Annotated in this window: 23 protein-coding genes and 2 pseudogenes; 7 read left to right on the top strand and 18 right to left on the bottom strand. The window is 53.1% G+C overall.

The window, feature by feature from the left end:
- Window positions 1-37 precede the first annotated feature (37 nt).
- The 10 genes and pseudogenes from hemB to HB631_RS12265 all read right to left on the bottom strand — a co-directional run bounded on the left by hemB (window position 38) and on the right by HB631_RS12265 (window position 9,675).
- On the bottom strand, window positions 38-1,060 hold the full coding sequence (hemB, locus tag HB631_RS12310) for a porphobilinogen synthase (RefSeq protein WP_213991443.1): 1,023 nt from the start codon (window positions 1,058-1,060) through the stop codon (window positions 38-40).
- Window positions 1,061-1,328: 268 nt separating this feature from the next.
- Entirely contained in the window at window positions 1,329-2,102 is a 774-nt protein-coding gene (gene tatC / locus HB631_RS12305; protein ID WP_213991442.1) for a Sec-independent protein translocase subunit TatC, read from the bottom strand.
- Between the two features lie 3 nt (window positions 2,103-2,105).
- Complete coding sequence (tatB, locus tag HB631_RS27300; RefSeq protein ID WP_213991441.1) at window positions 2,106-2,840, bottom strand: Sec-independent protein translocase protein TatB; 735 nt, start codon at window positions 2,838-2,840, stop codon at window positions 2,106-2,108.
- Window positions 2,841-2,843: 3 nt separating this feature from the next.
- On the bottom strand, window positions 2,844-3,110 hold the full coding sequence (tatA, locus tag HB631_RS12295) for a Sec-independent protein translocase subunit TatA (RefSeq protein ID WP_213991440.1): 267 nt from the start codon (window positions 3,108-3,110) through the stop codon (window positions 2,844-2,846).
- A 129-nt stretch (window positions 3,111-3,239) separates the two neighbouring features.
- The gene (ubiB, locus tag HB631_RS12290) at window positions 3,240-4,877 is read right to left on the bottom strand and encodes a ubiquinone biosynthesis regulatory protein kinase UbiB (RefSeq protein WP_213991439.1); all 1,638 of its coding nucleotides are present in this window, start codon (window positions 4,875-4,877) and stop codon (window positions 3,240-3,242) included.
- A complete protein-coding gene (locus HB631_RS12285; RefSeq protein ID WP_213991438.1) occupies window positions 4,874-5,479 on the bottom strand; it encodes an SCP2 sterol-binding domain-containing protein in 606 nt (201 codons plus the stop codon). Before HB631_RS12285 ends, ubiB begins: the two co-directional genes overlap by 4 nt.
- A 12-nt stretch (window positions 5,480-5,491) precedes the next feature.
- A complete protein-coding gene (gene ubiE / locus HB631_RS12280) occupies window positions 5,492-6,250 on the bottom strand; it encodes a bifunctional demethylmenaquinone methyltransferase/2-methoxy-6-polyprenyl-1,4-benzoquinol methylase UbiE (protein WP_213991437.1) in 759 nt (252 codons plus the stop codon).
- Between the two features lie 416 nt (window positions 6,251-6,666).
- Window positions 6,667-8,100, bottom strand: a pseudogene (gene rmuC, locus HB631_RS12275) (DNA recombination protein RmuC); the annotation flags it as partial.
- Between the two features lie 185 nt (window positions 8,101-8,285).
- Entirely contained in the window at window positions 8,286-9,050 is a 765-nt protein-coding gene (gene udp / locus HB631_RS12270; RefSeq protein WP_213991435.1) for a uridine phosphorylase, read from the bottom strand.
- Between the two features lie 103 nt (window positions 9,051-9,153).
- Window positions 9,154-9,675, bottom strand: a complete 522-nt coding sequence (locus HB631_RS12265; RefSeq protein WP_213991434.1) for a hypothetical protein — start codon at window positions 9,673-9,675, stop codon at window positions 9,154-9,156.
- A 677-nt stretch (window positions 9,676-10,352) separates the two neighbouring features.
- On the opposite strand from HB631_RS12265, the gene HB631_RS12260 reads away from it, so the two are divergent.
- Window positions 10,353-11,192, top strand: a complete 840-nt coding sequence (locus HB631_RS12260; protein WP_213991433.1) for a dienelactone hydrolase family protein — start codon at window positions 10,353-10,355, stop codon at window positions 11,190-11,192.
- Between the two features lie 26 nt (window positions 11,193-11,218).
- Here the strand turns inward: HB631_RS12260 and metE are convergent, their stop codons facing one another.
- Complete coding sequence (gene metE / locus HB631_RS12255) at window positions 11,219-13,495, bottom strand: 5-methyltetrahydropteroyltriglutamate--homocysteine S-methyltransferase (protein WP_213991432.1); 2,277 nt, start codon at window positions 13,493-13,495, stop codon at window positions 11,219-11,221.
- A 102-nt stretch (window positions 13,496-13,597) separates the two neighbouring features.
- Between metE and metR the strand changes: the two genes are divergently transcribed.
- Window positions 13,598-14,533, top strand: a complete 936-nt coding sequence (gene metR / locus HB631_RS12250; RefSeq protein ID WP_213991431.1) for an HTH-type transcriptional regulator MetR — start codon at window positions 13,598-13,600, stop codon at window positions 14,531-14,533.
- On the opposite strand, the pseudogene HB631_RS27020 reads toward metR, so the two are convergent.
- Window positions 14,499-14,600, bottom strand: a pseudogene (locus HB631_RS27020) (EamA family transporter); the annotation flags it as partial. The gene metR and the pseudogene HB631_RS27020 overlap by 35 nt on opposite strands.
- Window positions 14,594-16,342 carry a gamma-glutamyltransferase gene (gene ggt / locus HB631_RS12245; RefSeq protein ID WP_213991430.1) on the bottom strand — a complete coding sequence of 583 codons (1,749 nt, stop codon included), beginning with the start codon at window positions 16,340-16,342 and terminating at the stop codon, window positions 14,594-14,596. The pseudogene HB631_RS27020 and the gene ggt, both read right to left, overlap by 7 nt.
- Window positions 16,343-16,497: 155 nt before the next feature.
- Between ggt and HB631_RS12240 the strand changes: the two genes are divergently transcribed.
- Window positions 16,498-16,791 carry a DUF2756 domain-containing protein gene (locus HB631_RS12240; RefSeq protein ID WP_213991429.1) on the top strand — a complete coding sequence of 98 codons (294 nt, stop codon included), beginning with the start codon at window positions 16,498-16,500 and terminating at the stop codon, window positions 16,789-16,791.
- 141 nt (window positions 16,792-16,932) lie between these two features.
- On the opposite strand, the gene ugpQ is transcribed toward HB631_RS12240, so the two are convergent.
- From ugpQ to ugpB, 5 genes are all read right to left on the bottom strand, one after another.
- Window positions 16,933-17,694, bottom strand: a complete 762-nt coding sequence (gene ugpQ / locus HB631_RS12235) for a glycerophosphodiester phosphodiesterase (RefSeq protein ID WP_213991428.1) — start codon at window positions 17,692-17,694, stop codon at window positions 16,933-16,935.
- Window positions 17,691-18,767 carry a sn-glycerol-3-phosphate import ATP-binding protein UgpC gene (locus HB631_RS12230; RefSeq protein ID WP_213991427.1) on the bottom strand — a complete coding sequence of 359 codons (1,077 nt, stop codon included), beginning with the start codon at window positions 18,765-18,767 and terminating at the stop codon, window positions 17,691-17,693. Before HB631_RS12230 ends, ugpQ begins: the two co-directional genes overlap by 4 nt.
- Window positions 18,768-18,773: 6 nt before the next feature.
- Window positions 18,774-19,619 (bottom strand): sn-glycerol-3-phosphate ABC transporter permease UgpE, encoded by an 846-nt coding sequence (gene ugpE, locus HB631_RS12225; protein ID WP_213991426.1) that lies wholly within the window; start codon window positions 19,617-19,619, stop codon window positions 18,774-18,776.
- A complete protein-coding gene (gene ugpA / locus HB631_RS12220) occupies window positions 19,616-20,506 on the bottom strand; it encodes a sn-glycerol-3-phosphate ABC transporter permease UgpA (protein ID WP_213991425.1) in 891 nt (296 codons plus the stop codon). Before ugpA ends, ugpE begins: the two co-directional genes overlap by 4 nt.
- Before the next feature lie 65 nt (window positions 20,507-20,571).
- Window positions 20,572-21,891 carry a sn-glycerol-3-phosphate ABC transporter substrate-binding protein UgpB gene (gene ugpB / locus HB631_RS12215; protein ID WP_213991424.1) on the bottom strand — a complete coding sequence of 440 codons (1,320 nt, stop codon included), beginning with the start codon at window positions 21,889-21,891 and terminating at the stop codon, window positions 20,572-20,574.
- Window positions 21,892-22,336: 445 nt separating this feature from the next.
- Between ugpB and HB631_RS12210 the strand changes: the two genes are divergently transcribed.
- From HB631_RS12210 to HB631_RS12195, 4 genes are all read left to right on the top strand, one after another.
- Window positions 22,337-22,600 (top strand): helix-turn-helix transcriptional regulator, encoded by a 264-nt coding sequence (locus tag HB631_RS12210; RefSeq protein ID WP_213991423.1) that lies wholly within the window; start codon window positions 22,337-22,339, stop codon window positions 22,598-22,600.
- 472 nt (window positions 22,601-23,072) lie between these two features.
- Complete coding sequence (locus HB631_RS12205; protein WP_213991422.1) at window positions 23,073-23,795, top strand: PAS and helix-turn-helix domain-containing protein; 723 nt, start codon at window positions 23,073-23,075, stop codon at window positions 23,793-23,795.
- A gap of 272 nt (window positions 23,796-24,067) precedes the next feature.
- Entirely contained in the window at window positions 24,068-24,790 is a 723-nt protein-coding gene (locus tag HB631_RS12200) for a PAS domain-containing protein (RefSeq protein ID WP_213991421.1), read from the top strand.
- Between the two features lie 93 nt (window positions 24,791-24,883).
- A complete protein-coding gene (locus HB631_RS12195; protein WP_213991420.1) occupies window positions 24,884-25,309 on the top strand; it encodes a GNAT family N-acetyltransferase in 426 nt (141 codons plus the stop codon).
- The last annotated feature ends 203 nt before the right edge of the window (window positions 25,310-25,512 follow it).

The following is a 25,512-nucleotide window of genomic DNA, read 5'->3' as shown; positions in this document are numbered from 1 at the left end:
AGCCAACGGACCTGCTACTTGAAGTATGACGGGTATTTTAATAGTTCCGTTGGTGGTCGTCATGCAGCCATTGCGCCACGCGTTTGGAGAAATAGGTCAGGATACCGTCCGCGCCAGCCCGTTTAAAGCACAGCAAGGATTCCATTATCGCCGGTTTTTCCTGTAGCCAGCCGTTTTGAATCGCCGCCATATGCATGGCGTATTCGCCGGAAACCTGATAGGCGAAGGTCGGTACGCCGAACTCTTGCTTTACACGGTGAATCATATCCAGATAAGGCATGCCCGGTTTGACCATCACCATGTCGGCCCCCTCCTGTAAATCCTGCGCCACTTCCTGCAAGGCTTCATCGCTATTGGCGGGATCCATTTGGTAGGCTTTTTTGTCGCCGCCCTTGAGATTGGCGCTGGAACCCACCGCGTCGCGGAAGGGACCGTAATAACAGGAGGCATACTTGGCCGAATAGGCCATGATCTGGTTGTTCACCAGGCCATGCTGTTCAAACTGTTCCCGGATGGCGCCGATACGGCCGTCCATCATATCGCTGGGGGCGACGATTTCCGCACCCGCCTCGGCATGGCACAACGCCTGCCGGACCAGGATCTCTTTGGTGACTTCATTAATGACATAACCCTGGTCATCGATAATGCCATCCTGTCCATGGGTGGTATAAGGGTCAAGGGCCACGTCGGTGAGCAACCCTAATTCCGGTACCGCGTCTTTCAGCGCCCGGACGGTGCGTGGCACCAACCCGGCCGGATTGTAGGCTTCTTCCGCCATGAGGGATTTATAATCGGACTCTATCACCGGAAACAGTGATAGCACCGGCACCCCTAATTTAGCCACCGTTTCCGCTTCTTTTATCAGCAAATCCAGGGTCATCCGGTAAACGCCGGGCATGGACGGTACTTCCTGCTGCCGGTTTTTACCTTCCATCACAAATACCGGATAAATCAAGTCGTTAACCGTCAGCTGGTTTTCCGCCACCAGCCGGCGGCTGAAATCGTAACGACGAACCCTGCGCAAGCGGCGGTGTGGATACGCACCATAGACATTGCTCATAATCTTATCTCCTGAATAACGCCGTTCATAACCAAGGCGGCGTTTATTTTACTCAATCAAGAACAGTCTGGGGAGGGGGTTCAGACCGCTGGCAAGCTAGCTCGGAATATATAAGACGGGACAGGGTGCTAGAAGAGTAAACCGTCCGCGCCAGGGAAGGCGCGGATCGAGCCTCCATGGATGGATTCACGGCGTGTTTACGATCTAGCATGCTGTTCCGGCCGAGCGCTGGTTATCAATAAGCCCAATTGCCTCGCCTCAACCTCGCTTACTCGCCATCGCCGCTATCCTCGTTTTCATCCGCATCCTGCCGATCCCGGCGGCCCTTGCCGACATAAAACCGTGCGCAGAACAGGCCTATTTCAAACAGCAGGTACAGTGGAATTGCCAGCAGAGTCTGGGAAAAGACGTCCGGCGGCGTCAGCAGCATGCCTACCACGAAGGCGCCCACCAGGACATAAGGCCGCTTTTTCTTCAGGCTTTCCGGGGTAACCACGCCGGTCCAGCACAGCAGGACAATGGCGATAGGCACCTGGAACGACACGCCGAACGCCATAAACAGCGCCATGACAAAATCGAGATACTTATTGATATCGGTGGCAATCAGGACCCCGTGGGGCGCGGTATGCGCGAAGAAACTGAAGGCCAGCGGGAAAACGATAAAATAGGCGAAAGCCATGCCGGCATAAAATAAAAATGTGCTGGAGAACAGCAACGGCATGACCAGTCGCCGCTCATGCTTGTATAAGGCCGGCGCAATAAAGGCCCAGACCTGGTAAAGCAGCAACGGGGCGGAAGCAAACACCGAGACAATAATGGTCAGTTTGATGGGGGTAAAAAACGGCGACGCCACATCGGTGGCTATCATGCTGGCGCCCGCCGGCATATGCTTGATAAGCGGCGCCGACACGATCTGGTAGATGTCGTTTGCAAAATAGACTAATGCCAGGAATACCACCAGCACACTGATAATGCAGTTTAATAATCGCTTACGCAGCTCAATCAAATGGCTGATAAGCGGTTGAGTATCTTCAACGGCCATGTTTTAGCGATCGTTATGTGAGGGAGGAATGGGTGGCGCCTGGTGCTGACTCGGCTCCGCTGCGGATGAATTTTTCCCTTCATTGCCGGACTCGACGGTGGCGGACGGGACCGCCGCCGGCGCTTGTGCCTGACAGGCTGCTTTAGCCGGCGTGACGCTATCGCCGATGCCTTGCGAAACCGGCAATGTCTCGTCCGGGCGACGAGCCATCTTGTCCGGCGTGACGCTATCGACGATGCCTTGCGGAACCGGCAATGTCTCTTCCGCCTGACGGGCCATTTCGTCCGGCGTGATGCCCCCGCCATTTGTACCGGGGGTCATTGCCGGCGCTTGTGCCTGACTGGCGCCGTCGGCCGGAGTCACGCCGCTGTGCGTCGCCGCGGGGTCGGTTACCACCGGATTATGAATAGTATGAGGCGGGTTGTCCTCATCGAGAACGAGCTTGCTCTGGAAGGTTTTTTTCATTGAATCGGCCGCTTCGCGCAGTTCCTCCATCGAGGCTTTCAGCTCCGGCGAGAGATTGTTTTTGCTGGCTTCCTCAACCTTTTTCAGGCTGTCCTGCAATTCCTGCAGTTTCAGCTCCTGGCTCAATTCGTTTTGCACCGTCGAGGCCAGCGAGCGCAAGGCCCTGATCCAGCCCACAACCGTTCTGACCGCCACGGGCAAACGCTCGGGCCCGAGGACCACCAGTCCAATCACGAATATCAGCGCCAGCTCACCAAATCCAATATCAAACACGGATTATACCTGCTCTTTATTTTTACTTTTCGACTCTTCCGACTCGGATTGCCTGGATTGAGCAATGGGCTGGGTCGTGAAGTCCGCATCCTGTGCGGTGTGATCCGCATTGGACGGCGTTTTTTTATCGTCGTCGCCATACATGGCTTTTTTAAAGCCCTTGATTGACGCCCCGAGATCCGACCCCAGCCCGCGCAATTTGTTGGTGCCGAATAATAATACTACGATCACCGCGATGATTAACAATTGTGGGATACTGATACCGCCCATAGGCCACCTCTTTGTAGGGGTTAGTTCATGTTACCGGTTACAGGCCGGATGCAGGTTATACCCGTCATCTTTCATGTTGCAGCTGTGTTGGCCGCAGCGTGAAAGCTATTGGGTACATCTTTCTATTTATTATGTCGTGCGTTTCCAACCAACGACCCAGCTTACAATACCGGCAGCCATCAACCAGGCGGGAAAAGATGTCATCTCATTTCCCTGGGATAACAGAAAAGTCCCGCACAGCAGCAACGTTGCGCCGATGCCGAACAAAAACCGCGCCTGTCCCTGTTTTACGCGCTGCTGTTCGAACTCCACCGCCAGCTTATCCACGCTCTTTTGCAGGGATTTATGATGCTTGAATCCCTCGTAGATGAGCTCGGGCAATTCCGGCAGCTTTTCCGCCCAAAAGGGGGCTTTCTCTTTCAGCGCCCGCAGGATGGCCGGTATACCCACCTGATCCTTGATCCAATTTTCCAGAAAAGGCTTGGCCGTTTTCCACAAATCCAGCTGCGGATATAACTGGCGTCCCACACCCTCGACGTACAGCAGGGTCTTTTGCAATAACACCAGCTGCGGCTGCACTTCCATATTGAAGCGCCGCGCGGTATTGAACAGATTTAACAAAACATGCCCGAAAGAGATATCCGACAGCGGTTTTTCAAAAATCGGTTCGCACACGGTACGGATGGCAAACTCGAAATCTTCCACATTGGTATCGGGGGGCACCCATCCGGAATCCACATGCAGTTCAGCCACCTTGCGATAATCACGATTGAAAAAAGCGATAAAATTTTCCGCCAGGTAACGTTTGTCTTCTTTGTTAAGGGAACCGACAATACCGCAGTCGATACCGATATATTGCGGATTTTCCGGGTGCTCAAAGCTGACGAAAATATTGCCCGGATGCATGTCCGCATGGAAAAAACTATCACGAAACACCTGCGTAAAAAAGACCTGTACGCCACGTTCCGCCAGTAATTTCAAATTGGTGCCCTGTTTCTCGAGGGCCGCCACATCTGACACCGGAACGCCATAGATGCGTTCCATGACCATCATGGTTTCGCTGCAATAATCCGGATAGACCTCCGGTATATAGAGCATCGGGCTATTTTCAAAGTTACGTCTGAGCTGGATGGAGTTCGCCGCTTCGCGCAGCAGGTTCAATTCATCCAGCAGGGTTTTTTCATATTCCAGCACCACTTCCACCGGCCGAAGACGCCGCCCATCGGGCAACAGTCTCGGCAACCAGCTGGCCAACCGGTACATCAGGCGCATATCGGCTTTGATCATCGGCATGATATCGGGGCGGATCACTTTGATCACCACCTCCTTGCCGTTTTCTTTCAGGCGCGCGGTATGTACCTGGGCGATGGAAGCCGACGCGAGCGCCTGCTGATCGAAATCGTCGAACCAGGACTCCAGCGGCTTGCCCATTGCCCGTTCTATATGCTGGCGCGCCAGCGCGCCGTCGAAAGGCTTCACTCGGTCCTGGAGCATCGCCAGCTGATCGGCCACCACCGGCGGGAATAAATCACGACGTGTGGACAGCATTTGCCCGAATTTGATCCACACCGGTCCCAATTCCTCAAGGGCCAGCCGCAATCGTTCACCCAATGGCTGTTGAGCATGCACATTAGGGATCCAGAACAGCAGCTTACGCCCCAGGCGAAGCGGCAGAGTCAGGCGCACTTTGGGGATAAGTTCATCCAGTCCGTAGCTGAGCAACACCCGCACGATATAATAAAGGCGGCCGATTTCTCCAAAAATCATCGGCTGATCTCCATTTGTTCCAGGCGGGACGCCAGAGTGCCTTCATCCCGTTCCAGGGTGTCCACCTCTTCGCTAAACCAAGCCAGTTCAAGGGCTGACGGGGATAAACGCCACTCTTCAGTGACCGCCTGTCCCCACTGGGTTTGTCGGTCAAGCCAGCGGCGTTTTATCTTATCGGCATGGTTGGAAAAGCGCTGCGTCAGCCCCTCCGACAGGACATCACCGAGATAGGGCGACAACAGTTCCGCCGGATCGAACTCGGCCATGTCCAGCAAGGCGACAAATTGCTGCACCACCTGCATGTCGCCGTCCACCTCCAAATCACCCTGTTTAAGCAGGGCGGGAAGCTGCCGCCGCCCACGCAGCGCCGGAATGGCGGAAAGATGCGTTCTGACGGTGCAATCCGCCGGGTCGTCCCAAGAAGTAAGCACATCCGCCTGTGATTCGCCGAAAACCAAAATAACCGGACCGTCCAGTTCGGCCAGCTCTAAGCGCAAGGTTTTGCCCTTTAGGCGCTGACGGGCCGTTTTCATGAACTGATCCCGATACAGCAAGTGTTTGAGGGCCATTTCAAGGGCTGAGGCAATCAATAACTTCAACATGTCATGTCCCGATCAGAATTTATAACCGCGGTGCAACGCAACGATACCTCCGGTCATATTAAAATACTCGGCGGAGTCGAAACCGGCGTCGAGCATCATGGCTTTCAGGGTTTCCTGATCCGGGTGCATGCGGATGGATTCAGCCAGGTAGCGGTAACTGCCCGCGTCCCGCGCCACCATTTCGCCAATGCGAGGTAACACATGGAATGAATAGAGATCATAAGCCTTGTTCAATGGTTTGAACAATGGGGTGGAGAATTCCAGGATCAGCAGACGGCCTCCGGGTTTCAGCACACGATACATGGATCGCAACGCCTGCTCTTTTTCAGTGACGTTGCGCAGGCCGAACGAGATGGTGATGCAATCGAAGGTATCGTCGGGAAAGGGCAGCGATTCGGCATTCGCCTGAACATAGCTCACATTGCCGATAATACCTTTATTACGCAGTTTTTCGCGGCCGACTTTCAACATCGAATCGTTGATATCCGCCAATACCACTTCACCCTCTTCCCCCACCAGACGGGAAAATTTTGCCGTCAGATCGCCGGTGCCGCCGGCGAGATCCAACACCTTTTGTCCCTTTCGCACGCCGCTGCAGTGGATGGCGAATCGCTTCCACAGCCGATGAATACCGAAAGACATCAAATCATTCATGAGATCATATTTTGCGGCGACGGAATGAAAGACATCCGCCACCATGACCGCTTTCTCATCTTTAGCTACGGTGCGAAAGCCGAAATGGGTCGTTTCACGTTTGTCTTCATCTGCCATGTTATTCATCCTGCTTAATGAGATATCAGAGAAGTGTAACAGAAGCGAGCGCAAAGCCCCACAGAAGGGCTCGTCAACTCGGCGGGAGTCTTATCGCCCCCGCGCCGGAGGCCCGCTTGCATCGGCGGCGTATATTCTTCTTACGCCTGCTCCGGAGTTTCGCCCCGGACAGCGTTGTCGTCAACCGGCGGCGAATAATTATCGGGGAGGGTTAACGGCGTTTCCCCACGGCGGGCCGTGACGGTATCCGGCTGTGAGGCGTCTTCGAAAACACTTACCGGCTCGGCATCCGGGTAAACGCCGTGAGCCGGCGAGCGGTCAGAGTCCGGCGCCGTAAACGGTGTTTCGCCTTGTTCATCGCTGTCTTCATCGACGGTTTGCTCATTGCTGATATCGGCATCGTTAAAACCTTGCTCCGCCCGCTCCGCCAGCGCGGAATTGATGGGGCGTTTAATTTCTACCCCCAGCGCTCGGAAACCCTCGGCCTGACTGAGAATATTGCCGCGTCCCCGGGCCAGCTTGTTCATGGCCGAACGATAGCCGCCCTGGGCCTTATCGAGACTTTGACCCATGGCTAACATATCGTCCACAAACAGGCGCATTTTGTCATACAGACGCGTGGCACGCTCGGCGATATGCTGAGCGTTGCGGCTCTGGTGCTCGTAGCGCCAGAGATTGCTGATGGTCCGCAACGCCACCAGCAGCGTGGTGGGGCTCACCAGCATGATATTTTGTTTCAGGGCTTCGCCAATCAATTCGGGCTGCTTATCGATGGCCAGCATAAAAGCCGGCTCCACCGGGATAAACATCAACACATAATCCAGCGAGCGTAAACCGGGTAATTGTTGGTAATCTTTTCTGCTCAGCAGCCGCATATGTCCGCGCAATGATTGAATATGCTCCGTCAGCGCCAGTTGGCGTTCGCTTTCGTCCTGGCTGTTGAAGAAACGTTCGTACGCCAGCAGCGACATTTTGGCATCGATAATCACATCTTTTCCCTGGGGCAAACGCACGATGACATCGGGCTGCATTCGATGCGCATCATCGATTTGAATATTGACCTGGGTTTGGTACTCATATCCCTCCCGCAGGCCCGATGCTTCCAGAATCCGGCTTAATACCACCTCGCCCCAGTTGCCCTGGGTTTTATTATCACCTTTGAGGGCCTTGGTGAGGTTGACCGCTTCTTGCGCCATTTGAGCGTTAAGCTGTTGCAGGCCTCGGATCTCATGGGTCAGTGTATGACGTTCCCGCGCCTCCTGGCCGAAGCTGTCCTGGACCTGGCGGCGAAAACCGTCCAATTGTTCACGTAAAGGCGTCAGCAGCAGATCCAAGCTCTGCCGGTTCTGCTCATCCACTTTGCGTCCGCTTTGCTCGAAAATGCGATTGGCGAGATTCTCGAACTGCGCCGCCAGCCGCTGTTCGCTGTTTACCAGCAGGCGCTGTTTTTCCTCAGCCCCGATACGGGTCTCTTCCAGACGGATGGTGACTTCCCGCAGTTCGGCCTCTTGCGCGCTGTTCACTTCCCGCAGCGCCCGTAATTCGCCGTTGAGCTGTTCACACTCTTTTCGCCAGTGTTCCAGCGGTTGCAAACGCTCTTCGGCGGCGGCGAGACGGCTGTAAAGATCGCGCAGCTCGCGCTCGCCGTCACGGAGCTGCCGCTCGCTTTGCAGGTATGCCGCTTGCGACCGCTCCAGCTCTTGCCGTGACGACGCCAGGGATTGTTCATGTAGGCTCAGTGTCCCCTGGTGATACCCAAGCTGTTTCTGATATCGGTGGCTGGCGATGAACAGGCCGAGCAGCAACCCCGCCAGCGTCCCCGCCGCCGCGTATAACAGGCTGAAATCCATATAACCTCCGCCATAAACTATGCCAACCGTCACGTTAAGTGGGAACTGTATAAATGTCCAGCCCGTTTTTTACCCAGTAGATTTCGAGTGGCGGCAACATTGCCGCCACGTGAAAGATAAGGGTATATCAGCGGATAAACCGGACTAAAATGACCGGGTTAATTACACCGGTCTTCGTAACAGGATCAGACAAGAAGACGTCGGGCGGCATCAACGACGATACTTACCGCGGCGCTTTCAGCCTGTTGCATGGTGCGGACATCGGGGGTTTCCTGCAGGGTACGGTTAACAATAACGCCGGCCACCATACCTGCCCGTAGGCCTTGGGTGGCGCACATGGTCAGGAGCGTGGCGGATTCCATTTCATAATTCATGACACCCAGATTCTGCCACTCCTGCATCGACCCTTTCAAACGGTTTAGCACCCGTCCGGAATAGGTATCGTAGCGTTCTTGACCCGGGTAGAAGGTATCGGAGGAGGCGGTCACTCCCACATGAAATTTCGTTCGGTGATGTTTCGCCGCCGCCACCAGCGCGGAAGTGCATTCAAAATCCGCTACCGCCGGATACTCCACCGGGGCGAAATGCAGGCTGGCGCCGTCCAGCCGCACCGCTGCGGTGCTGATCAATATGTCGCCCACCTGGACATAAGATTGAATCGCGCCGGTGGTGCCGACCCGTAAAAAAGTGCGAATGCCCAGTTGCGACAGTTCTTCCACCGCGATGGAAGTAGAAGGGCCGCCGATGCCGGTTGAGCAGATAATAACCGGATTACCGACGATTTCAGCACGCCAGGTCGTGAACTCCCGGCGGGTAGCCAAGGGCGCCGGATTCTCCATCAGCGCGGCGATTTTTTCCACCCGTTGCGGATCCCCCGGGATGATGGCGAGGGTGGCGCCCTTTAGATCGGAATGTGTTAAACCAAGATGAAAAACATCAGATGAGGACATGGCAGATACCTCTAAAAATAACATGTTAACCCAAACATAATATCGTTAGAATACTAATATTTATCCGCCGAAGTCCGTGGGGCATCTCACATTCACATCTTAATCAGGCCGCAATTATTCCTTTAAACAACCCACTGATTTCTTTGTTGTTAATGATACAATCCATTAAACTCTTCATAACTTCGCCCAAGGTGACGTTTTCCCCGGCCTCATAGACTTTACCGATCCAGCTTTCAAGAATGGGCGGCGCCTGGTCTTTCAACAACACCAGCACTTCATACAGCAACCCTTTAATGCCATGTTCCATGCCATATTTTACGATTTTGGCTCCGTCATGTAACCTCTGCGCGGCTTCGGCGGTAAATTGAGTGATTTGCGCCATGTTCCCCGCCCTATTGCCCACCCATGTCAATCCCTGGACTAGCTTGTCAAACCCGAGGGCAGCGAATAGTTTCCCGGCCGAGGCGGATATGGACGACGTCAATGATGCAGATGTCGAGATATTCTCAGGGCTATTTTTGACCGAACCGAGCATGGTAGCCAGCTTGCCGGTGTCAACGTTTGACACGTCATTACCAACAACAGGTTGAGTGGCGGTCACGGAATAAGTTACTGGTATAGTCATGGTGGTTACTCCCAAAACAGAAATTTTAAAAAGTATTGCTCTTTTAACATAGCTATTAATTTCATTATGAAATAGTTCAAATTGTGTTTAATAAAGAAATAACAATTTTCCGATGTTATAATTATTGATGGATCTTTTTATAATGATATTATCTTGCATGAATTAATGAATGATGCATTTATTTCCCTGCTGGGATCCTTAAAAATTCAATGTCACACGCTATTCCAAACAAGAGGAATCGATAATAAAAATTAAACCTATAGCGCTTCGCAGTGGATAAATTGCAAAAAACGATCGCGCCCGTAATACTATTTTCCAAAGTGTGACGAAGATTAAACAAATCAACCGGCCGTTATTTGTCAGCCGACATATAAATGAAACTCCTCTACTACCGCTCGGCATTTATGAATGATTCATGAATAGGTAATTAAGCCGCTTAAAAGGCTTGTTCTTCATAGAATTATTCTTAACACATTAATTTAGAGGCCATGTTTTCGAAATAGACTTTCTATTATATAAATAAGCCTGAATGACCTGAAATTTTATAAACTTATATTATTAAAAATAATGATTATTTTGGAGTAACTGATGTATATGAATGCTTTGTTAAAATGATTCACAAGGCATTAACTTTAGCTATAATCAACCTAATGTTAAAAACTAAACAAGGCAGCGATATGAACATCGACGATACCCTCGAGCTGAACAAGAAACCGGCCGCCTTTGCCCCGGCAGCAGGCAGTGTTGCATCCACGACCATTTATACCGACGATGCCGGCCTGGAGGCGGGCCAGCTCACCATCCCTTCACAAAACGAACGGATGCCCGCTTACATGGCAAAACCCGCCGGTGAAAGCCGTCCGTTGCCCATCGTTGTCGTTATCCAGGAAATTTTTGGCGTTCACGAACATATCCGCGATTTATGCCGCCGGCTGGCAAAACAGGGCTATCTGGCGATTGCGCCCGAACTCTATTTCCGTCAAGGGGATGCGTCAGCCTATGACGACATCGGAGAGTTGTTTAAGGAACTGGTGGGAAAAGTGCCGGATTCACAGGTAATGGCGGATTTGGATCATACCGCTCATTGGGCGGCCACCCATGGCGGCGACGGGCAGCATTTGGCGGTAACCGGATTTTGCTGGGGCGGTCGCATCGCCTGGTTATACGCTGCCCATAATCCCCAGTTAAAAGCGGCTGCGGCGTGGTATGGCAAGTTGGTGGGGGATAAAACCCTGATGACGCCACGGCATCCTGTGGATATCGCCAAAGAATTGGTGGCGCCGGTGCTGGGTTTATACGGTGGGCAGGATACCAGTATCCTTCCGGAGCATATCGACGCCATGCGTCAGGCTCTGAATGCGGCCAACGCCGAGGCGGATATCCGGGTTTATCCCGAGGCCGGTCATGCTTTTAATGCCGATTACCGTGCCAATTATCATGCCGCCTCGGCGAAAGACGGCTGGCAGCGCATGTTGCAATGGTTTTCGCAGCATGGAATGAGCGGCAACGGCAAATAACCCGTCGCCGCCCGTTTATCACTGAATCAAACGTTTTCTGCCCGCAGTCGCTTCGCGGCGCTTACCATATTCTCCAGAGACTGTCGCGTTTCCGGCCAGGCTCGGGTTTTCAGCCCGCAATCGGGATTAACCCATAGCCGTTCGGCGGGAATACGCTCCGCCGCCTTGCGCAATAACGCCACGATCCACTCTTCGCTTGGCACGTTGGGGGAATGGATATCATAGACACCCGGCCCGATTTCATTGGGATAGTCAAATTCCTTGAAGGTTTCCAGCAATTCCATATCCGAGCGCGATGTCTCTATGGTGATGACATCGGCGTCCAGGGCCGCGATGGAATCCATAATGTCGTTAAACTCGCAATAACACATATGGGTATGGATCTGGGTATCGTCCCGCGCCACCGCGGCGTTCAGCCTGAAGGCCTCCACCGCCCATTGGAGATATTCCCGCCATTCGGATCGGCGCAGCGGCAAACCTTCCCGCAGCGCAGGCTCGTCTATCTGAATGATGCCGATGCCCGCCTGTTCCAGATCCGCCACTTCATCCCTCAGCGCCAGGGCGATTTGCCGGGCGATGGTTTTGCGGCTGACGTCCTCGCGGGGGAAAGACCAGCATAAAATCGTGACCGGCCCGGTGAGCATGCCTTTCATGGGTTTATCCGTTAAGGATTGGGCATATTTTGCCCACTCGACGGTGATTGGCGCCGGACGGCTGATATCGCCGATGATAACCGGGGGTTTCACGCACCGGGATCCGTAGCTTTGCACCCAGCCGTTCTGGGTAAAGACAAACCCGTCCAGGTGCTCGCCGAAATATTCCACCATATCGTTGCGCTCGGCCTCCCCATGCACCAGCACATCCAGGCCCAGCCGTTCCTGCTCGGCCACCGCCTGGCGGATATGTTCGCCGATACCGGCACGGTAGCGGGTGTTGTCCAGGCGGCCCTGCTTGAAATCCAGCCGCAGGCCACGTATTTCAGTGGTTTGCGGGAAGGAACCGATGGTTGTGGTGGGCCAGGCCGGCAGATTAAAACGCTGCCGCTGCAGCTCGGCACGCTGTTCATACGATTGCCCGCGCCGGCTGTCTTGCGGGGTGATGCGCGTCAGACGCCCCTGCACCTGGGCATTGTTCACCCGGGCCGAGTGGCGGCGGGCGCGGATCGGCTTGCTGTATTCCTCCAACAAAGACACATGCGCCTCATCGGGCTGGTTGAGCGCGGCTCGCAGCAATCCCAGTTCGCCGCATTTTTGCAAGGCAAATGCAAACCAGCTTTTAACTTCCTCGTCCAGGCGCGTTTCTACCGATAAATCGATGGGGCTATGTAATAACGAGCAGGATGTGGCCACCCAAATCGGCCGTTCCCCCGCTAACGGGCGCAAACGATCAAACCAGACGCCGAGATCGGCGCGCCAGACGTTGCGACCGTTAATCACCCCCAGGGACAATACCCATTGGGCGGGCAGGCGCCGGTGCAACTCGTCGGGGGAGTCCTGCCCCGCCACCAGATCCACATGCAAACCCTGGACCGGCAACGATCGGATAAGATCCAGATGGTGTCCGATACTGTCAAAATAGGTGGTCAGCAGTAATTTAACCGGTCCCGCCAATTCACGGTAGGCGGTTTCATAGGCCTGTTGCCAATCGGCGGGCAGCTCCAGCACCAGGGCGGGTTCGTCGATTTGCACCCATTCAATGCCGCGCCGCGCCAACTCGCCGAGTATTTGCCGATACACCGGCAGCAGTTCCGCCAGCAGCGACAGGCGGTCGAAGGGCTCCCCCTTGGTCTTGCCCAGCCACAGATAGGTCACCGGCCCGAGGATAACCGGTTTAACCCGGTGGCCCAACGCCAGGGCTTCATCCACTTCATCCAGCAACTGAGTCCAGCCCAGGCGGAAAGATTGTCCACGGGTAAATTCCGGGACCATGTAGTGGTAATTAGTGTTGAACCATTTGGTCATTTCAGCGGCGGCGGCGGGCTCACCATCCGGCGCGCGGCCGCGGCCTATGCGAAACAGGGTGTCCAGATCGGCCGGACCGGCGCCATGTCTATGCCGCGCCGGGATGTTATCCACCATGAGGCTGGTGGTGAGCACATGATCGTACCAAGCGAAATCACCCACCGGCAGGAGATCAATCCCGGCATCTTTTTGCTGTTGCCAGTGACGTGACCGCAACTCGCGGCCCACCGCCAATAGCCCTTGTTGCGAGGATTTACCTGCCCAGTAACTCTCCTGCGCTTTTTTCAACTCACGGTGCAAACCGACGCGCGGAAAACCCAGTGTGTGGCTTAGTATTGTCATTGCCTTCTCCCATTTAGACGTCCAGATGTTTACACATCCATAATCACCATGTACTGTATTAACCACAAGCGCAAATTATTCACTTCCAGGTGAAACACCCTCATGATCGAACTTAAACATCTGCGGACGCTGCAAGCCCTGCGTAACAGCGGTTCGCTGGCGGCCGCATCGGCCCAGCTTCATCAGACCCAGTCCGCGCTATCCCATCAATTCAGCGATCTTGAACTACGGCTGGGTTTCAAGCTGTTTGTCCGCAAAAGCCAGCCGTTGCGTTTCACGCCTCAGGGAGAGATTCTGTTGCAACTGGCCGAGCAAATCCTGCCCCAGGTGCAGCAGGCGCTGCAAAATTGCCTGGAGCCCCATCAAACAACGCTGCGTCTGGCTATCGAATGTCACAGCTGTATCCAATGGCTGACCCCGGCGTTGACCGAGTTTCGCGAGCAGTGGCCCGAGGTGCTGGTGGACTTCCGTTCCGGCGTCACCTTCGACCCGCAGCCTGCTCTGCAACAGGGCGAACTCGATCTGGTGCTGACCTCGGATATCCTGCCGCGCAGCGGATTGTTTTATGTGCCGATGTTTGATTTTGAGGTGCGGCTGGTGTTGGCCCCGGATCATCCCCTGGCGCAAAAAGAGCACATCACCCCCGAGGATTTAAGTGAAGAAGTTTTGATGATTTATCCGGTACAGCGCCAGCGGATGGATATCTGGCGGCAATTTCTGCAGCCGGCCGGCGTCAGCCCGGTGCTGAAAAGCGTGGACAATACTTTGCTGCTGATTCAGATGGTGTCGGCGCGCATGGGTATCGCCGCGCTGCCGCACTGGGTAGTGGAGAGTTTTGAACACCAGGGACTGATTGTCACCAAAACATTGGGCAACGGTTTGTGGAGCCGGCTGTACGCGGCGGCCCGTGACGGAGAGCAGCGTCAGCCGGCTATAGAGGCGTTTATTCGTTCAGCCCGTCAGCATGCGTGCGCGCATCTGCCTTATGTGCGGGACGCGCAACGATCCAGCGCCGGTGTACCCATAGCGAGGCCATAATCACCGAGGCGCCGACGATAAAGCTGGGCCAATGCGGCGGCGGCGGCGAAATGGCCAGCCCTAATAACCGGCGGTCAGATCATCCTGGGTTCGCGGGTCGGACGCGCCGCTGAGCGTGCCGTCGGGCATGACCATAATGCTTTGCGTGCTGCCCATGACCGGTTGAACCGACACATGCTGGCCTTTTTCAGACAATAGCTTCAGCGTATCGGGACTGAAGCCCTTTTCCACCCGCAGCTCATCCGGCGTCCACTGCTGATGGAAACGCGGCGCATTGGTGGCGTCGGCGATATTCTGTTTGAAATCGATGGTATCCACCAGGATTTGCAGGACGGTGGTGATGATCCGGCTGCCGCCCGGGCTGCCGGTGACCAGCCAGACTTTATCGTCTTTTTCCACGATGGTGGGCGACATGGATGACAGCGGTCGCTTGCCGGCCTGCACCGCGTTGGCATCGCCCCCCACCAGTCCGTACATGTTCGGTACGCCCGGCTGGGCTGAAAAATCATCCATTTCGTTATTCAGCAGGATGCCGCTGTTGCCCGCCATGATTCCGCTGCCGAAGAAGGTGTTCAGGGTGTAGGTCACCGCCACCGCGTTCCCCAGCCCATCGACAATGGAATAATGGGTGGTTTGATTGCTCTCGTAAGGCTGAATCTGGCCGGGCTTGATCTGAGAAGAGGGTATGGCGTGAGCCAGGTCGATACGCTGCGCCAGGGTTTTGGCATAGGCTTTGCTGGTGAGGGCGGTGAGCGGCACCTTGATGAAATCAGGGTCGCCGAGATATTCCGAGCGATCGGCATAAGCGAATTTCATCGCTTCCGACATCACCTGGATGGCATCGGCGCTGCCTGCGCCCATTTTCGCCAGGTCAAAATTCTCCAGGATATTCAGGATCTCGATGATGTGGATTCCACCGGAGGACGGCGGCGGCATGGAGTAGACCCGGTAACCGCGATAGGTGCCGGATACCGGTTGGCGTTCCACCGCACGGTACGCCGCCAGATCCGCCAGGCTTATCAGCCCCCCCTGCCGCTGCATCTCGCCGGCGATTTCATCGGCGATAGCACCCTGATAAAAAGCCCGTGGTCCCTGGGCCGCGATGGACTCCAGGCTGTGGGCCAATTGCGGCTGCACCAGTTTTTCCCCCTGGGCGTAGGGCTGCCCGTCGGCTTTAAAAAACACCGCTTTACTGTTTGGGTGGTTGATGAGCGCTTCTTTGCCGTAACCGGCCAGATCGGACGCCAGGGCCTGGTCAACGATAAATCCGTCCTTCGCCAGGGCGATGGCCGGTTGCATCACCCGTTGCAACGGCCAGGAGCCGTATCGATCCAGCGCCAGGGATAATCCCGCCACCGTGCCGGGGGTGCCGGAAGACAGGGGACTTAACAAGGATAGCCGGCTGTCGGCCTTGCCGTCCGCCCCGATAAACATATTACGGGTGGCGCGTGCCGGCGCCATTTCACGAAAATCCACCGCCACCGTCTTGCCCGCGGCAGTGCGGATCAACATGAAACCGCCGCCCCCCAGATTACCCGCCTGGGGATGGGTTACCGCCAGGGCATAACCCACCGCCACCGCCGCGTCCACCGCATTGCCGCCGGCGCGCAAAACATCCAGCCCCACACGGGTCGCCGTCTCGTCCACGGTGGAGACCATGCCGTGCCGGGCGGTAACCGGATGATGTATATCGCTCTCAACCCCGTAAGTAAGGGGTGCGGCGGCGGCCGGGAACAGCAGCGTCGGAAAAAGCAGCGCCGCCGCCAGCAGTAAGCCGGCCCGGCAACGCGGGCCAATGGAAAGAAACATTCTTCACCCAAATGGTTAACTAATGAATTATTAATTAACTTAGCACCGTCGGGTGTTTTTATCCTGCGGCATGACTAGCAATAAGCACAGTCTTACCCTGCGTTTCCCCCGGTTTGAGCGTAAAATTAGCTTAGGATGTTACCAAAGAGGTGTATATGAGATTAATACTATGGCTGGGGTTGCCGGTGGTGTTGGCGGCATGCGCGGTATCGGCGGCGCAAAAGCCCCTGGTAGCAGGGCGGCCTTACCAGCCCCCCACGCCGCCGCTGGCTCAGCAACAGTTGCAGCAGCAAATGCAAATAAGCGCCCAACAGCAGCAAACCCGTTTACAGCTTCAGCAGCAGATGCAACGCGACCAGCAACGAAGCCAGCTGCAATCTCAGTTAAACACCGATCGGCAGCGGGTACAGCAGAATGCTCCCGGTAACCAACCGCAGCAAAATCCGTAGCGGCAGGATCGGTACCGTTTAAGCAAAACCTCAGCGCTTTGCCAAATCGGTACCATTTAAACAGGAAGCCAACTCTCGACGAAATCAATACCGTTTAAGCAGGGTATCCATTCTCGGTGAAATCTGACCGGTTTACGGACGTTAACTCTCGGCAAAATCGGCGCCAAAATCGGCGCTAATCAGGTCTATCCGGTCGGTACAGAGGGAATCGACACCCCAGCTCAATAATGTGCGCGCACGATAAGGGCTGTTTACCGTATAGGCCAGGATATGCAAACCGGCGTCGGTAATCATGGTGACCCGTTCTTCGGTCAGCAGATTGTGATTCAGATGCAGGGCGCTGCATTCCAACCGCTGTGACAATGCCGGCCAGTTGTCATCCCATTCATCGAGCAACAGTCCGCGTGGCAGTTCCGGCGCGGCTTTCAGCGCCTCGGCCAGCGCCTCGACGGAAAACGAGGACAGTAGCGGCGGCGGCGATATATGGCGCCATAGCTCCCTGGCCGCCAGCGCAACGGCACGGCCGGTTTCAATCTCGGCGCCGGTGGTGGGTTTTATTTCAATATTCACCGCCAGTCCATACTTGACGCAGCGGGCCGCCACCTCGGTAAGCAGGGGCAAGGGCTCTTCGCGAAACGCATCGCTGTACCACTCCCCCGCATCCAGCCGGGAGAGTGTTCCCCAGGGCAAGTCGCCGGCGATGCCCCGGCCGTTGGTGGTGCGCTCAAGGGTATCGTCATGCAATAAAAATATTTGCCCGTCGGCGGAGAGCTTGGCGTCCACCTCAATCATTTTCTGTCCGAGACGCGCACCGGTATCAATGGCGGACAAGGTGTTTTCGGGCGCCTGTGCGCCGCCGCCGCGATGGGCGACAATAGTCGGGTAAGGCCAGTCTTCTGTCATATTTCCACCCGGGATCCACTCAAGGGATCAAAAAAGTGCCATGCCTGGGCCGGACACAATATAGGGAGGACCGTGCCGATGGCGGGTTGGTCGTCATGGGAGAGACGCATCACGATATCGCAGGCGCCCCAACGTCCATGGACCAGATTATCGGCCCCAAGCTGTTCTAGGGTCACGACTTCCAACTCAACGCCCCCGGTTTTGGACCTGGATTGTTCAATATGCTCCGGACGGATGCCCGCGGTCAACTCACGTCCGCGCCATAACGCGGCAAAACCGGGCAAAGGGATGGACGGGCCGCCGTTTACGTTGAAATAGCCGCCGTCTTCGCTGACCTGGCCGGGCAGCAGATTCATCGCCGGCGATCCCATGAATCCGGCCACAAACAGCGACGCCGGCCGACGGTAGATTTCCGTGGGGGTACCGATTTGTTCAACCCGGCCTTTATTCATAACGATCACCCGTTCGGCCAGTGTCATGGCCTCAACCTGATCGTGGGTGACATACAGACTGGTGGTCCGCAGGCGGCGATGCAGCAATTGCAGTTCCAGGCGCATCTGGGTGCGCAGCTTCGCGTCGAGGTTCGACAGCGGCTCGTCAAACAGGAACACCGCCGGCTCGCGCACCAATGCCCGCCCCATGGCCACGCGCTGCCGCTGTCCGCCGGACAGTTCCCGCGGTTTGCGGGTCAATAGCCCCTCCAGCTCCAGCATTTGCGCCACGTTATCCACCAGCTTGCGGATATGCTGCTTGCCGAAGCCGCGGATTTTCAAACCGTAGGCCATATTGTCATAAACGCTCATATGGGGATATAAGGCATAATTCTGAAACACCATGGCAATGCCGCGATCCTTGGGCTCCCGATCGGTAACCCGCTCGCCGTCGATATAAATATCGCCGCTGCTCACGCTTTCCAGCCCGGCCACCATGCGCAGCAAAGTGGATTTACCGCAGCCGGAAGGCCCCACCAGCACAATAAATTCACCGTCGGCCACATCCAGATCCAGCGGCGCTATCACCGGGGTGCGGCCGTCATAGCTTTTGACCACCGAACGTAAAATTAGACTTGCCATAGATAATTATTTCTCACTGTCAACCAGCCCGCGCACAAACCAGCGCTGCATCAGCAGCACGATCGCCACCGGCGGAAGCATGGTAAGCAGCATCGCCGCCATCACGTCATTCCACTGTGTGGTGCCGTCCCCCAGGGATATCATGCTTTTGATGCCCGCCACCGCCGTTCCCATGGCGCTGTTATTAATAATCAGAATCGGCCACAGATACTGATTCCAGCCGTAAATGAAGGTAATGACGAACAATGCCGCCAAGTTGGTTTTCGACAACGGCAGCAAAATATCCCAAAAAAAACGCAGCGGGCCGGCGCCATCGATGCGCGCCGCTTCCAGCAATTCATGGGGCACGGTCAGAAAAAACTGCCGGAACAAGAAGGTGGCGGTGGCCGACGCCATCAGCGGCAGGGTCAGGCCGGTGTAGCTGTCGAGTAAATGCAGATTGGCGATGACATCGACGGTGGGGAAAATTCGCACCTCCACCGGCAGCATCAGCGTCATAAAAATCAGCCAGAAGAACAGGCTACGCAACGGGAAACGAAAATAGACAATGGCGTAGGCGGATAAAATCGAAACAAAAATCTTGCCGATGGTGATACCCAGGGCCATGACCAGGCTGTTGAACAGCAGCCGGCTGAACGGCACCGCCTGGGAACCAACCCCCTGTAGCCAGACATGGCGGACGTTATCCCACAGCGCACTGCCCGGCAACAGAGTAAGGGGCACCTGGAAAATCTGCTTATCGTCCAGCGTCGCCGCCACCAGAGCGATATATAACGGCAGCAAAATGATGGCCACGCCCAGTATCAGCATGATGTGGCTGAAGATATCCAGTCCGCGGCGATGTTCAATCATTGGTAGCGCACCTTACGTTCCACAAAACGAAACTGAATAACCGTCAAGATCATCACCAGGATCATCAGCACCACGGATTGCGCCGCCGAATTGGCCAGATCCAGCCCGGCGAAACCTTCACGATAAATTTTATAGATAAGCGTGGTGGTGGCCTGCACCGGACCGCCGGCGGTGGCCGCGTCAATTACCGGGAAGGTATCGAAAAAGGCATACACCAGATTCACCACCAGCAGGAAAAAACTCACCGGCGAGATTAACGGCAGCGTGATGGTAAAGAAACGCCTGACCGGGCCGGCGCCGTCAATGGCCGCCGCTTCCACCAGGGATCGGGGAATAGACTGCAACCCGGCGAGAAAGAACAAAAAGTTGTAGCTGACCTGCTGCCATACGGAAATCAACACCACCAGAAACATCGCCTGCCCGCTGTTCTGCGCATGGTTCCACAAATAACCGTAATGATTGAGCAGGTAACTGACCAGCCCCATGCCGGGATTAAACAGAAACATCCACAGCACCGCCGCCACCGCCGGGGCGATGGCGTAAGGCAGCAGCAGCAGGGTTTGATAAATGCGTTTGGCCCGCAGGACATGATCCACCAGCGCGGCCAGAAATAGTGACGCCACCAGGCCGATACCGGTCACCAGCCCGCTGAAAATCATCGTGGTTTCAAAAGAGGCAAGATAATATTCATCCTGCGCCAGCCGGATAAAGTTATCGAGGCCGACAAAGGTACTGGAAATACCGAAGGGATCCACCTGCTGTACCGAATACCAGAGTGCTTTTCCGGCCGGCCAGAGAAAAAAAACCGCGGTAATCGCCAACTGCGGCAGCACCAGGAAATAAGGCAGCCAGGTGTTGGTGAAACCGCGATGCGGAGCGTTAGCCATAGACAACCTAATCCGGTGGACGCGAAACGACCCGGGGGCATAACCCGCGGGTCGGAAACAGGGATTTAACGTACCGATTGTTCAAAGCGGCGCAACAGCTCATTACCGCGCTTCACCGCATTATCCAACGCTTCCTGCGGCGTGGCTTTACCGGTCCATACCCGTTCCAGCTCTTCGTCCACCACGGTGCGGATTTGCGGCATATTGCCTAATCGCAAGCCTTTGGTGAAGGGCAGCGGCGGTTTGTTCAGCATCTGTTTGGTGGCGATATCCGATCCGGGATTTTTATCATAAAAGCCCTGGGATTGGGTTAATTCGTAGGCGGCGGTGGTAATGGGCAGATAGCCGGTTTTCTGGTGCCATTCGGCGGCGATCTCCGGTTTGGTCAGGAATTGCAGGAATTGCGCCACCCCTTTATAGGTATTGTTATCTTTGCCGTTCATGACCCACAGGCTGGCGCCGCCGATAATGGCGTTCTGCGGCGCCTCTTTCACGTCGGCATCGTAAGGCATCATCCCGACGCCGTAGTTGAATTTGGCGTATTGGCGAATATCCGCCAGCGAACCGGAGGAGGCGGTGGTCATCCCGCATTCGCCGTTATAGAATTTCGCGGTGGACTCGTCTTTACGGCCGTAATAACTGAAATCGCCTTTCTTGTTCATATCCTCCAACAGCTGGATATGCTTGACCTGTAGGGGCTTATTAAACACCAGCACCGCGTCGAAACCGCCGAAACCGTTATTTTCAGTGGCCACCGGCAGGGCGTGCCAGGCGCTGAAGTTTTCAATCTGGATCCAGCCCTGCCAGCCGCTGGCGTAGCCGCAGGTCATGCCGCTGGCGCGCAGTTTGGACGCATCTTCCGCCAGTTCCTGCCAGGTCTTGGGCGCGACGTCGGGATTCAAACCGGCTTTTTTGAACGCATCTTTATTATAATAAAGTACCGGCGTGGAGCTGTTGAACGGCTGGGAAAGCAGGTGGCCGGTTTTGCTGTCGCTGTAATAACCCGAGACGGTGGGCACAAACGCCGATTCATCGTTTTTGATACCGGCCTGCTCAAATACCTGATAAACCGGTTTAATGGCATGGCTTGCCATCATGGTGGCGGTGCCGACTTCATATACCTGAAGAATCGCCGGCGCGTTGCCGGTGCGATACGCGGCTATGCCCGCCGCCAGGCTTTGTTCGTAGTTGCCTTTATAAGAAGGGACAATGCGATAATCCGACTGGGACTGGTTAAACCGGGTCGCCAGTGAGTCGACTTCGGTGCCCAGCGCACCGTCCATCGAATGCCAGAAAGGGATCTCGGTTACAGCCTGCGCACCGGTGGTTAACGCCAGCGTCAGCGCAATGCTCATTGTTGTTATACGGATACTGTGCTTCAACATGCCTGTCTCCTGAATGCCAAACGAAAAAAATTCATCGGCCTGTAACATGACATGTCGAAATGACAGAAATAGAACAGCGTTGTGACAGCGGGATGAAGCACACGACTTCCCGTTTCGTATTTAAACCTGTCTTGCTTGGCATACCTCATCCTTGCCGGCATTTATCTCACAGGAGCCGAAATATTCCATTTGAAAACTCATTATAATGTATAGAGTTTTTGCATCCTATTATCAAACCGAAAAAGCACATGCAATATGGTTTGTCAACACGGTTTTCGGCGAATAGACAACCCTCTGCGTTATAACTACTGTTAACGCGTTAACCGGGTAAATATCACTCTGGACAAATATGAATTCACTTAACTAATAATTAATTAATATATACCTGATTATTTTAATTAGTTTAATTCTTTCACAAAAACTTCGATTATATTACGGTGAGAAAATGGGAAAAGACTGGCATAAAGCAGATATTATCGCGGCTTTACGAAAAGCAGGAACGTGTTTAGCTGCCGAATCACGCAAGGCGGGATTGAGATCAAATACGTTGGCCAATGCTCTGGATCGTCCATGGCCCAAGGGTGAATTTATTATCGCCAATGCGCTTAGCATTCATCCGTCAGAAATCTGGCCCAGCAGATTTTATGATGCGCATTTCAATTTGATTGACCGAGCTGTGCTAATTAGAGAACGACAGTGTCAAGATTAAGTTTTTAATTGTATAGATTATTATTATGCGTTTAATGGTAGAAGAGTCACCCTACTCAGTTTAATTCTCCCACGTTTTACTTGATAAGGATAGCTGTGAACCTGGTCACTAAAAATCATCCTGAAAAGGGGGAAGTGATAAGCCAGATAAAGTCACCTTGTTTTGTGAGATAAAAGATATAAAAAAATCAATTTAAGCTTAGCAAGCGAAAGATGAAAAAAGGGGATTTGAAAATTTAGGCATGATATACAACCGGATAGAGATAAATTGTGACTGCATTCCCTCGCAGAAGCAGCCTGGAAGTAAAAATTTTTATTACATCTGATAAGACGACAGCTCGTTTAAAAATTTTTAAAGAGGATAATTTGGCCAAGCACGCAGGAATTTTTGTTTACGTCAAATAGTCCTTCAGACAAGATTAATCTCGGCAAAAAAACCTTTTTAACCAACCCTACAAATTATGAGGTATGACATGGAAAGTGATATAATGGAATTTTCCTTGAAGCCGGGGATAGACGTTCGCTCGGAGAGCTATGAAGCGTTTATCTCCTACATGGAACACAGTAATGACATATGGGTTATAAAAGACCACAAGTCGAGATTTGTTTATGCCAATAAGCCCTTTCTCTTTTATAATAATCTTCCCAAAGATTATAATATTGAAGGCCGGCTTGACAGCGAATGCCCCGCGCCCTGGGCCGAAATCTCAGACATTATTCAAGCCAATGATAGCACCGTTATGCAACGGCAAAAAAGCGTTGATGTATTGACAAATTTTATTCATGGCAACAAAGAAAAAATCGTACAACCCTTTCTTGGCAATGTTGCCCCGTTGATAAAGAATGGCCAATCAATAGGCGTTGTTGGTAGAGCTAAAAAATTAGAGCTGTATTCAATGTATCACCTTGAACAAGAACAGCCGCCAGACGCTTTAAATTTCGGCAATCCTTCGCGTTTATTTACCGACCGCGAATTCGACGTGGTTTTTTTTGCGCTGCAATCATTTAGTATGAAAGAAATCGCCAAACGATTGGGCATTACGCCGGGTACGGTCGATAAACATATGCAAAATATTTATCAAAAAACCGGCGTCAGCGCCCTATCGCAGCTTATAGATTTTTGTATCAAAAATGGTTATCATCGATTTGCACCCAATCGATTTATCAATCCTCAACCCTATATACCTTTAGCATAATGCATGACTCAAAAATGAGTTTTAACGCACATAATGATCAAACTTATAATTCACTATTTTTATTAAGTAAAAAAAATTTAAGGAGTGCCCGATCTATGAATTACAACGCGATATTATTAATAACGCCGCCGGTCTATATAAAGTTACAAACTTGCCGATAACGCCGTTATTTTTCCTAAAAAAAAGAGCAACGACACACAATATCGCAGCTACTAAAACAAAGAATGTCATGAGAATATTTATTAACAACCTTATAAATCATGGAATACATAATGGAAAATGGAATAATGGAATTTTCCCTAAAACCGGGAATACATGTTCGCTCAAATAGTTATGAAGCGTTTATATCGCATATGGAGCAGTGTAACGACCTATGGGCTATAAAGGACCACGAGTCAAGATTCGTTTATGTTAATAAATCCTTTCTTTATTACAATAATCTTCCCAAAAAATTCAATATTGAAGGCCGGCTCGACAGCGAATGCCCCGCGCCGTGGTCGGAAATCGCAGACATTATCCAAACCAATGACAGCACCGTTATGCAGCGGCAGAAAAGCGTTGATGTGTTGACCAATTTTATTCACGGCCGCAAAGAAAAAATCATACAGCCCTTTCTTGCAAATATTGTCCCGCTGATGCAGAACGGCAAATCCATTGGTATCATCGGCAGAGCTAAAAAATTAGATCTTTATTCCATGTACGATTTTGAACAAGAACAATATTCACCCATGGGGGATTTTTACAATCCGGACCGTTTATTTAACGACCGTGAATTCGATGTGGTTTTTTTGGTGCTACAATCACTGAGTATGACAGAAATTGCTAACAAACTGGACATTTCATCTGATAGCGTTGATCTGTATATGCAAAATATTTATCATAAAACCGGCGTCTACGACGTACCAAACCTAGTAGAGTTTTGTATTAAAAATGGCTATCACAAATTTGCACCTTATCGGTTTGATAATCCTAAACCTTATATTCCGTTAGGATAATTTTTTTGCATAAATCCTGAAATTTTCAAAAAAAAGACAAGAACCGACTCGTGCCATTTCTAAATAGTAACATTTTTTAATTTAGGAATAATCATGGAACTAATATTAAGCAACGTAGCTGATGAGAGCGAAGAAAAGCTGATTCTTAATGCTTTAAGAAGGCATAACGGTCTTTTCTCGCCCGTTGATGTTCAGCCGCTCAGAATCACGATGAAAGATCCGACGGGTATGATGAAGGGAGGACTTATCGCAAAAACCTGGTGGGGTGGGCTTGATATTATCTATTTATGGGTAGCGGATGAGTACAGAAAAAAAGGATACGGACGCAATCTTATGATGATGGCTGAAAATGAGGCGTTGATAAGAGGCTGCCACTTCGCCTATTTGCAGACCCTAAGTATTCAAGCGCCAGATCTTTATAAAAAGCTCGGTTATGTCGAATATGGTAGTCTTGGCGGCTTTGCACATCAGTTTTCGAGGCACTATCTATGTAAATTTTTTGATAAAAAATCACCCTGAACATTTCTTTTGATAAGGTGAATATTCTTACAGGACGTCAGCTTTATAGAATAGATGCCTGGCAACGCAAGGGATTAATCTCACAGTCAATTGTCGGCAGAATTGACTAACACAGCCCCTTTATTACCCAATGGAACACCATCATCCCGTTGATAACATGACGCGCCGCACCGGGCGCAAATCGCGGTACTCGGAAAACGCTG

The sequence above is a fragment of the Sodalis sp. dw_96 genome (assembly GCF_018449575.1).
GTDB lineage: Bacteria > Pseudomonadota > Gammaproteobacteria > Enterobacterales > Enterobacteriaceae > Acerihabitans.
This window is presented reverse-complemented; position numbering and strand designations above follow the sequence as displayed.

Bases quoted from the DNA above. Each gene is read 5' to 3' on its own strand.
- ubiB (WP_213991439.1), bottom strand. From the start codon at position 4,877: ATGATTTTTGGAGAAATCGGCCGCCTTTATTATATCGTGCGGGTGTTG.
- ugpA (WP_213991425.1), bottom strand. From the start codon at position 20,506: ATGGCTAACGCTCCGCATCGCGGTTTCACCAACACCTGGCTGCCTTAT.
- HB631_RS12240 (WP_213991429.1), top strand. From the start codon at position 16,498: ATGAGATTAATACTATGGCTGGGGTTGCCGGTGGTGTTGGCGGCATGC.
- hemB (WP_213991443.1), bottom strand. From the start codon at position 1,060: ATGAGCAATGTCTATGGTGCGTATCCACACCGCCGCTTGCGCAGGGTT.
- tatA (WP_213991440.1), bottom strand. From the start codon at position 3,110: ATGGGCGGTATCAGTATCCCACAATTGTTAATCATCGCGGTGATCGTA.
- metR (WP_213991431.1), top strand. From the start codon at position 13,598: ATGATCGAACTTAAACATCTGCGGACGCTGCAAGCCCTGCGTAACAGC.
- HB631_RS12230 (WP_213991427.1), bottom strand. From the start codon at position 18,767: ATGGCAAGTCTAATTTTACGTTCGGTGGTCAAAAGCTATGACGGCCGC.
- HB631_RS12210 (WP_213991423.1), top strand. From the start codon at position 22,337: ATGGGAAAAGACTGGCATAAAGCAGATATTATCGCGGCTTTACGAAAA.
- HB631_RS12265 (WP_213991434.1), bottom strand. From the start codon at position 9,675: ATGACTATACCAGTAACTTATTCCGTGACCGCCACTCAACCTGTTGTT.
- metE (WP_213991432.1), bottom strand. From the start codon at position 13,495: ATGACAATACTAAGCCACACACTGGGTTTTCCGCGCGTCGGTTTGCAC.
- HB631_RS12205 (WP_213991422.1), top strand. From the start codon at position 23,073: ATGGAAAGTGATATAATGGAATTTTCCTTGAAGCCGGGGATAGACGTT.
- tatC (WP_213991442.1), bottom strand. From the start codon at position 2,102: ATGGCCGTTGAAGATACTCAACCGCTTATCAGCCATTTGATTGAGCTG.
- ubiE (WP_213991437.1), bottom strand. From the start codon at position 6,250: ATGGCAGATGAAGACAAACGTGAAACGACCCATTTCGGCTTTCGCACC.
- ggt (WP_213991430.1), bottom strand. From the start codon at position 16,342: ATGTTTCTTTCCATTGGCCCGCGTTGCCGGGCCGGCTTACTGCTGGCG.
- ugpE (WP_213991426.1), bottom strand. From the start codon at position 19,619: ATGATTGAACATCGCCGCGGACTGGATATCTTCAGCCACATCATGCTG.
- udp (WP_213991435.1), bottom strand. From the start codon at position 9,050: ATGTCCTCATCTGATGTTTTTCATCTTGGTTTAACACATTCCGATCTA.
- ugpB (WP_213991424.1), bottom strand. From the start codon at position 21,891: ATGTTGAAGCACAGTATCCGTATAACAACAATGAGCATTGCGCTGACG.
- HB631_RS12285 (WP_213991438.1), bottom strand. From the start codon at position 5,479: ATGTTGAAGTTATTGATTGCCTCAGCCCTTGAAATGGCCCTCAAACAC.
- HB631_RS12200 (WP_213991421.1), top strand. From the start codon at position 24,068: ATGGAAAATGGAATAATGGAATTTTCCCTAAAACCGGGAATACATGTT.
- ugpQ (WP_213991428.1), bottom strand. From the start codon at position 17,694: ATGACAGAAGACTGGCCTTACCCGACTATTGTCGCCCATCGCGGCGGC.
- HB631_RS12260 (WP_213991433.1), top strand. From the start codon at position 10,353: ATGAACATCGACGATACCCTCGAGCTGAACAAGAAACCGGCCGCCTTT.
- HB631_RS12195 (WP_213991420.1), top strand. From the start codon at position 24,884: ATGGAACTAATATTAAGCAACGTAGCTGATGAGAGCGAAGAAAAGCTG.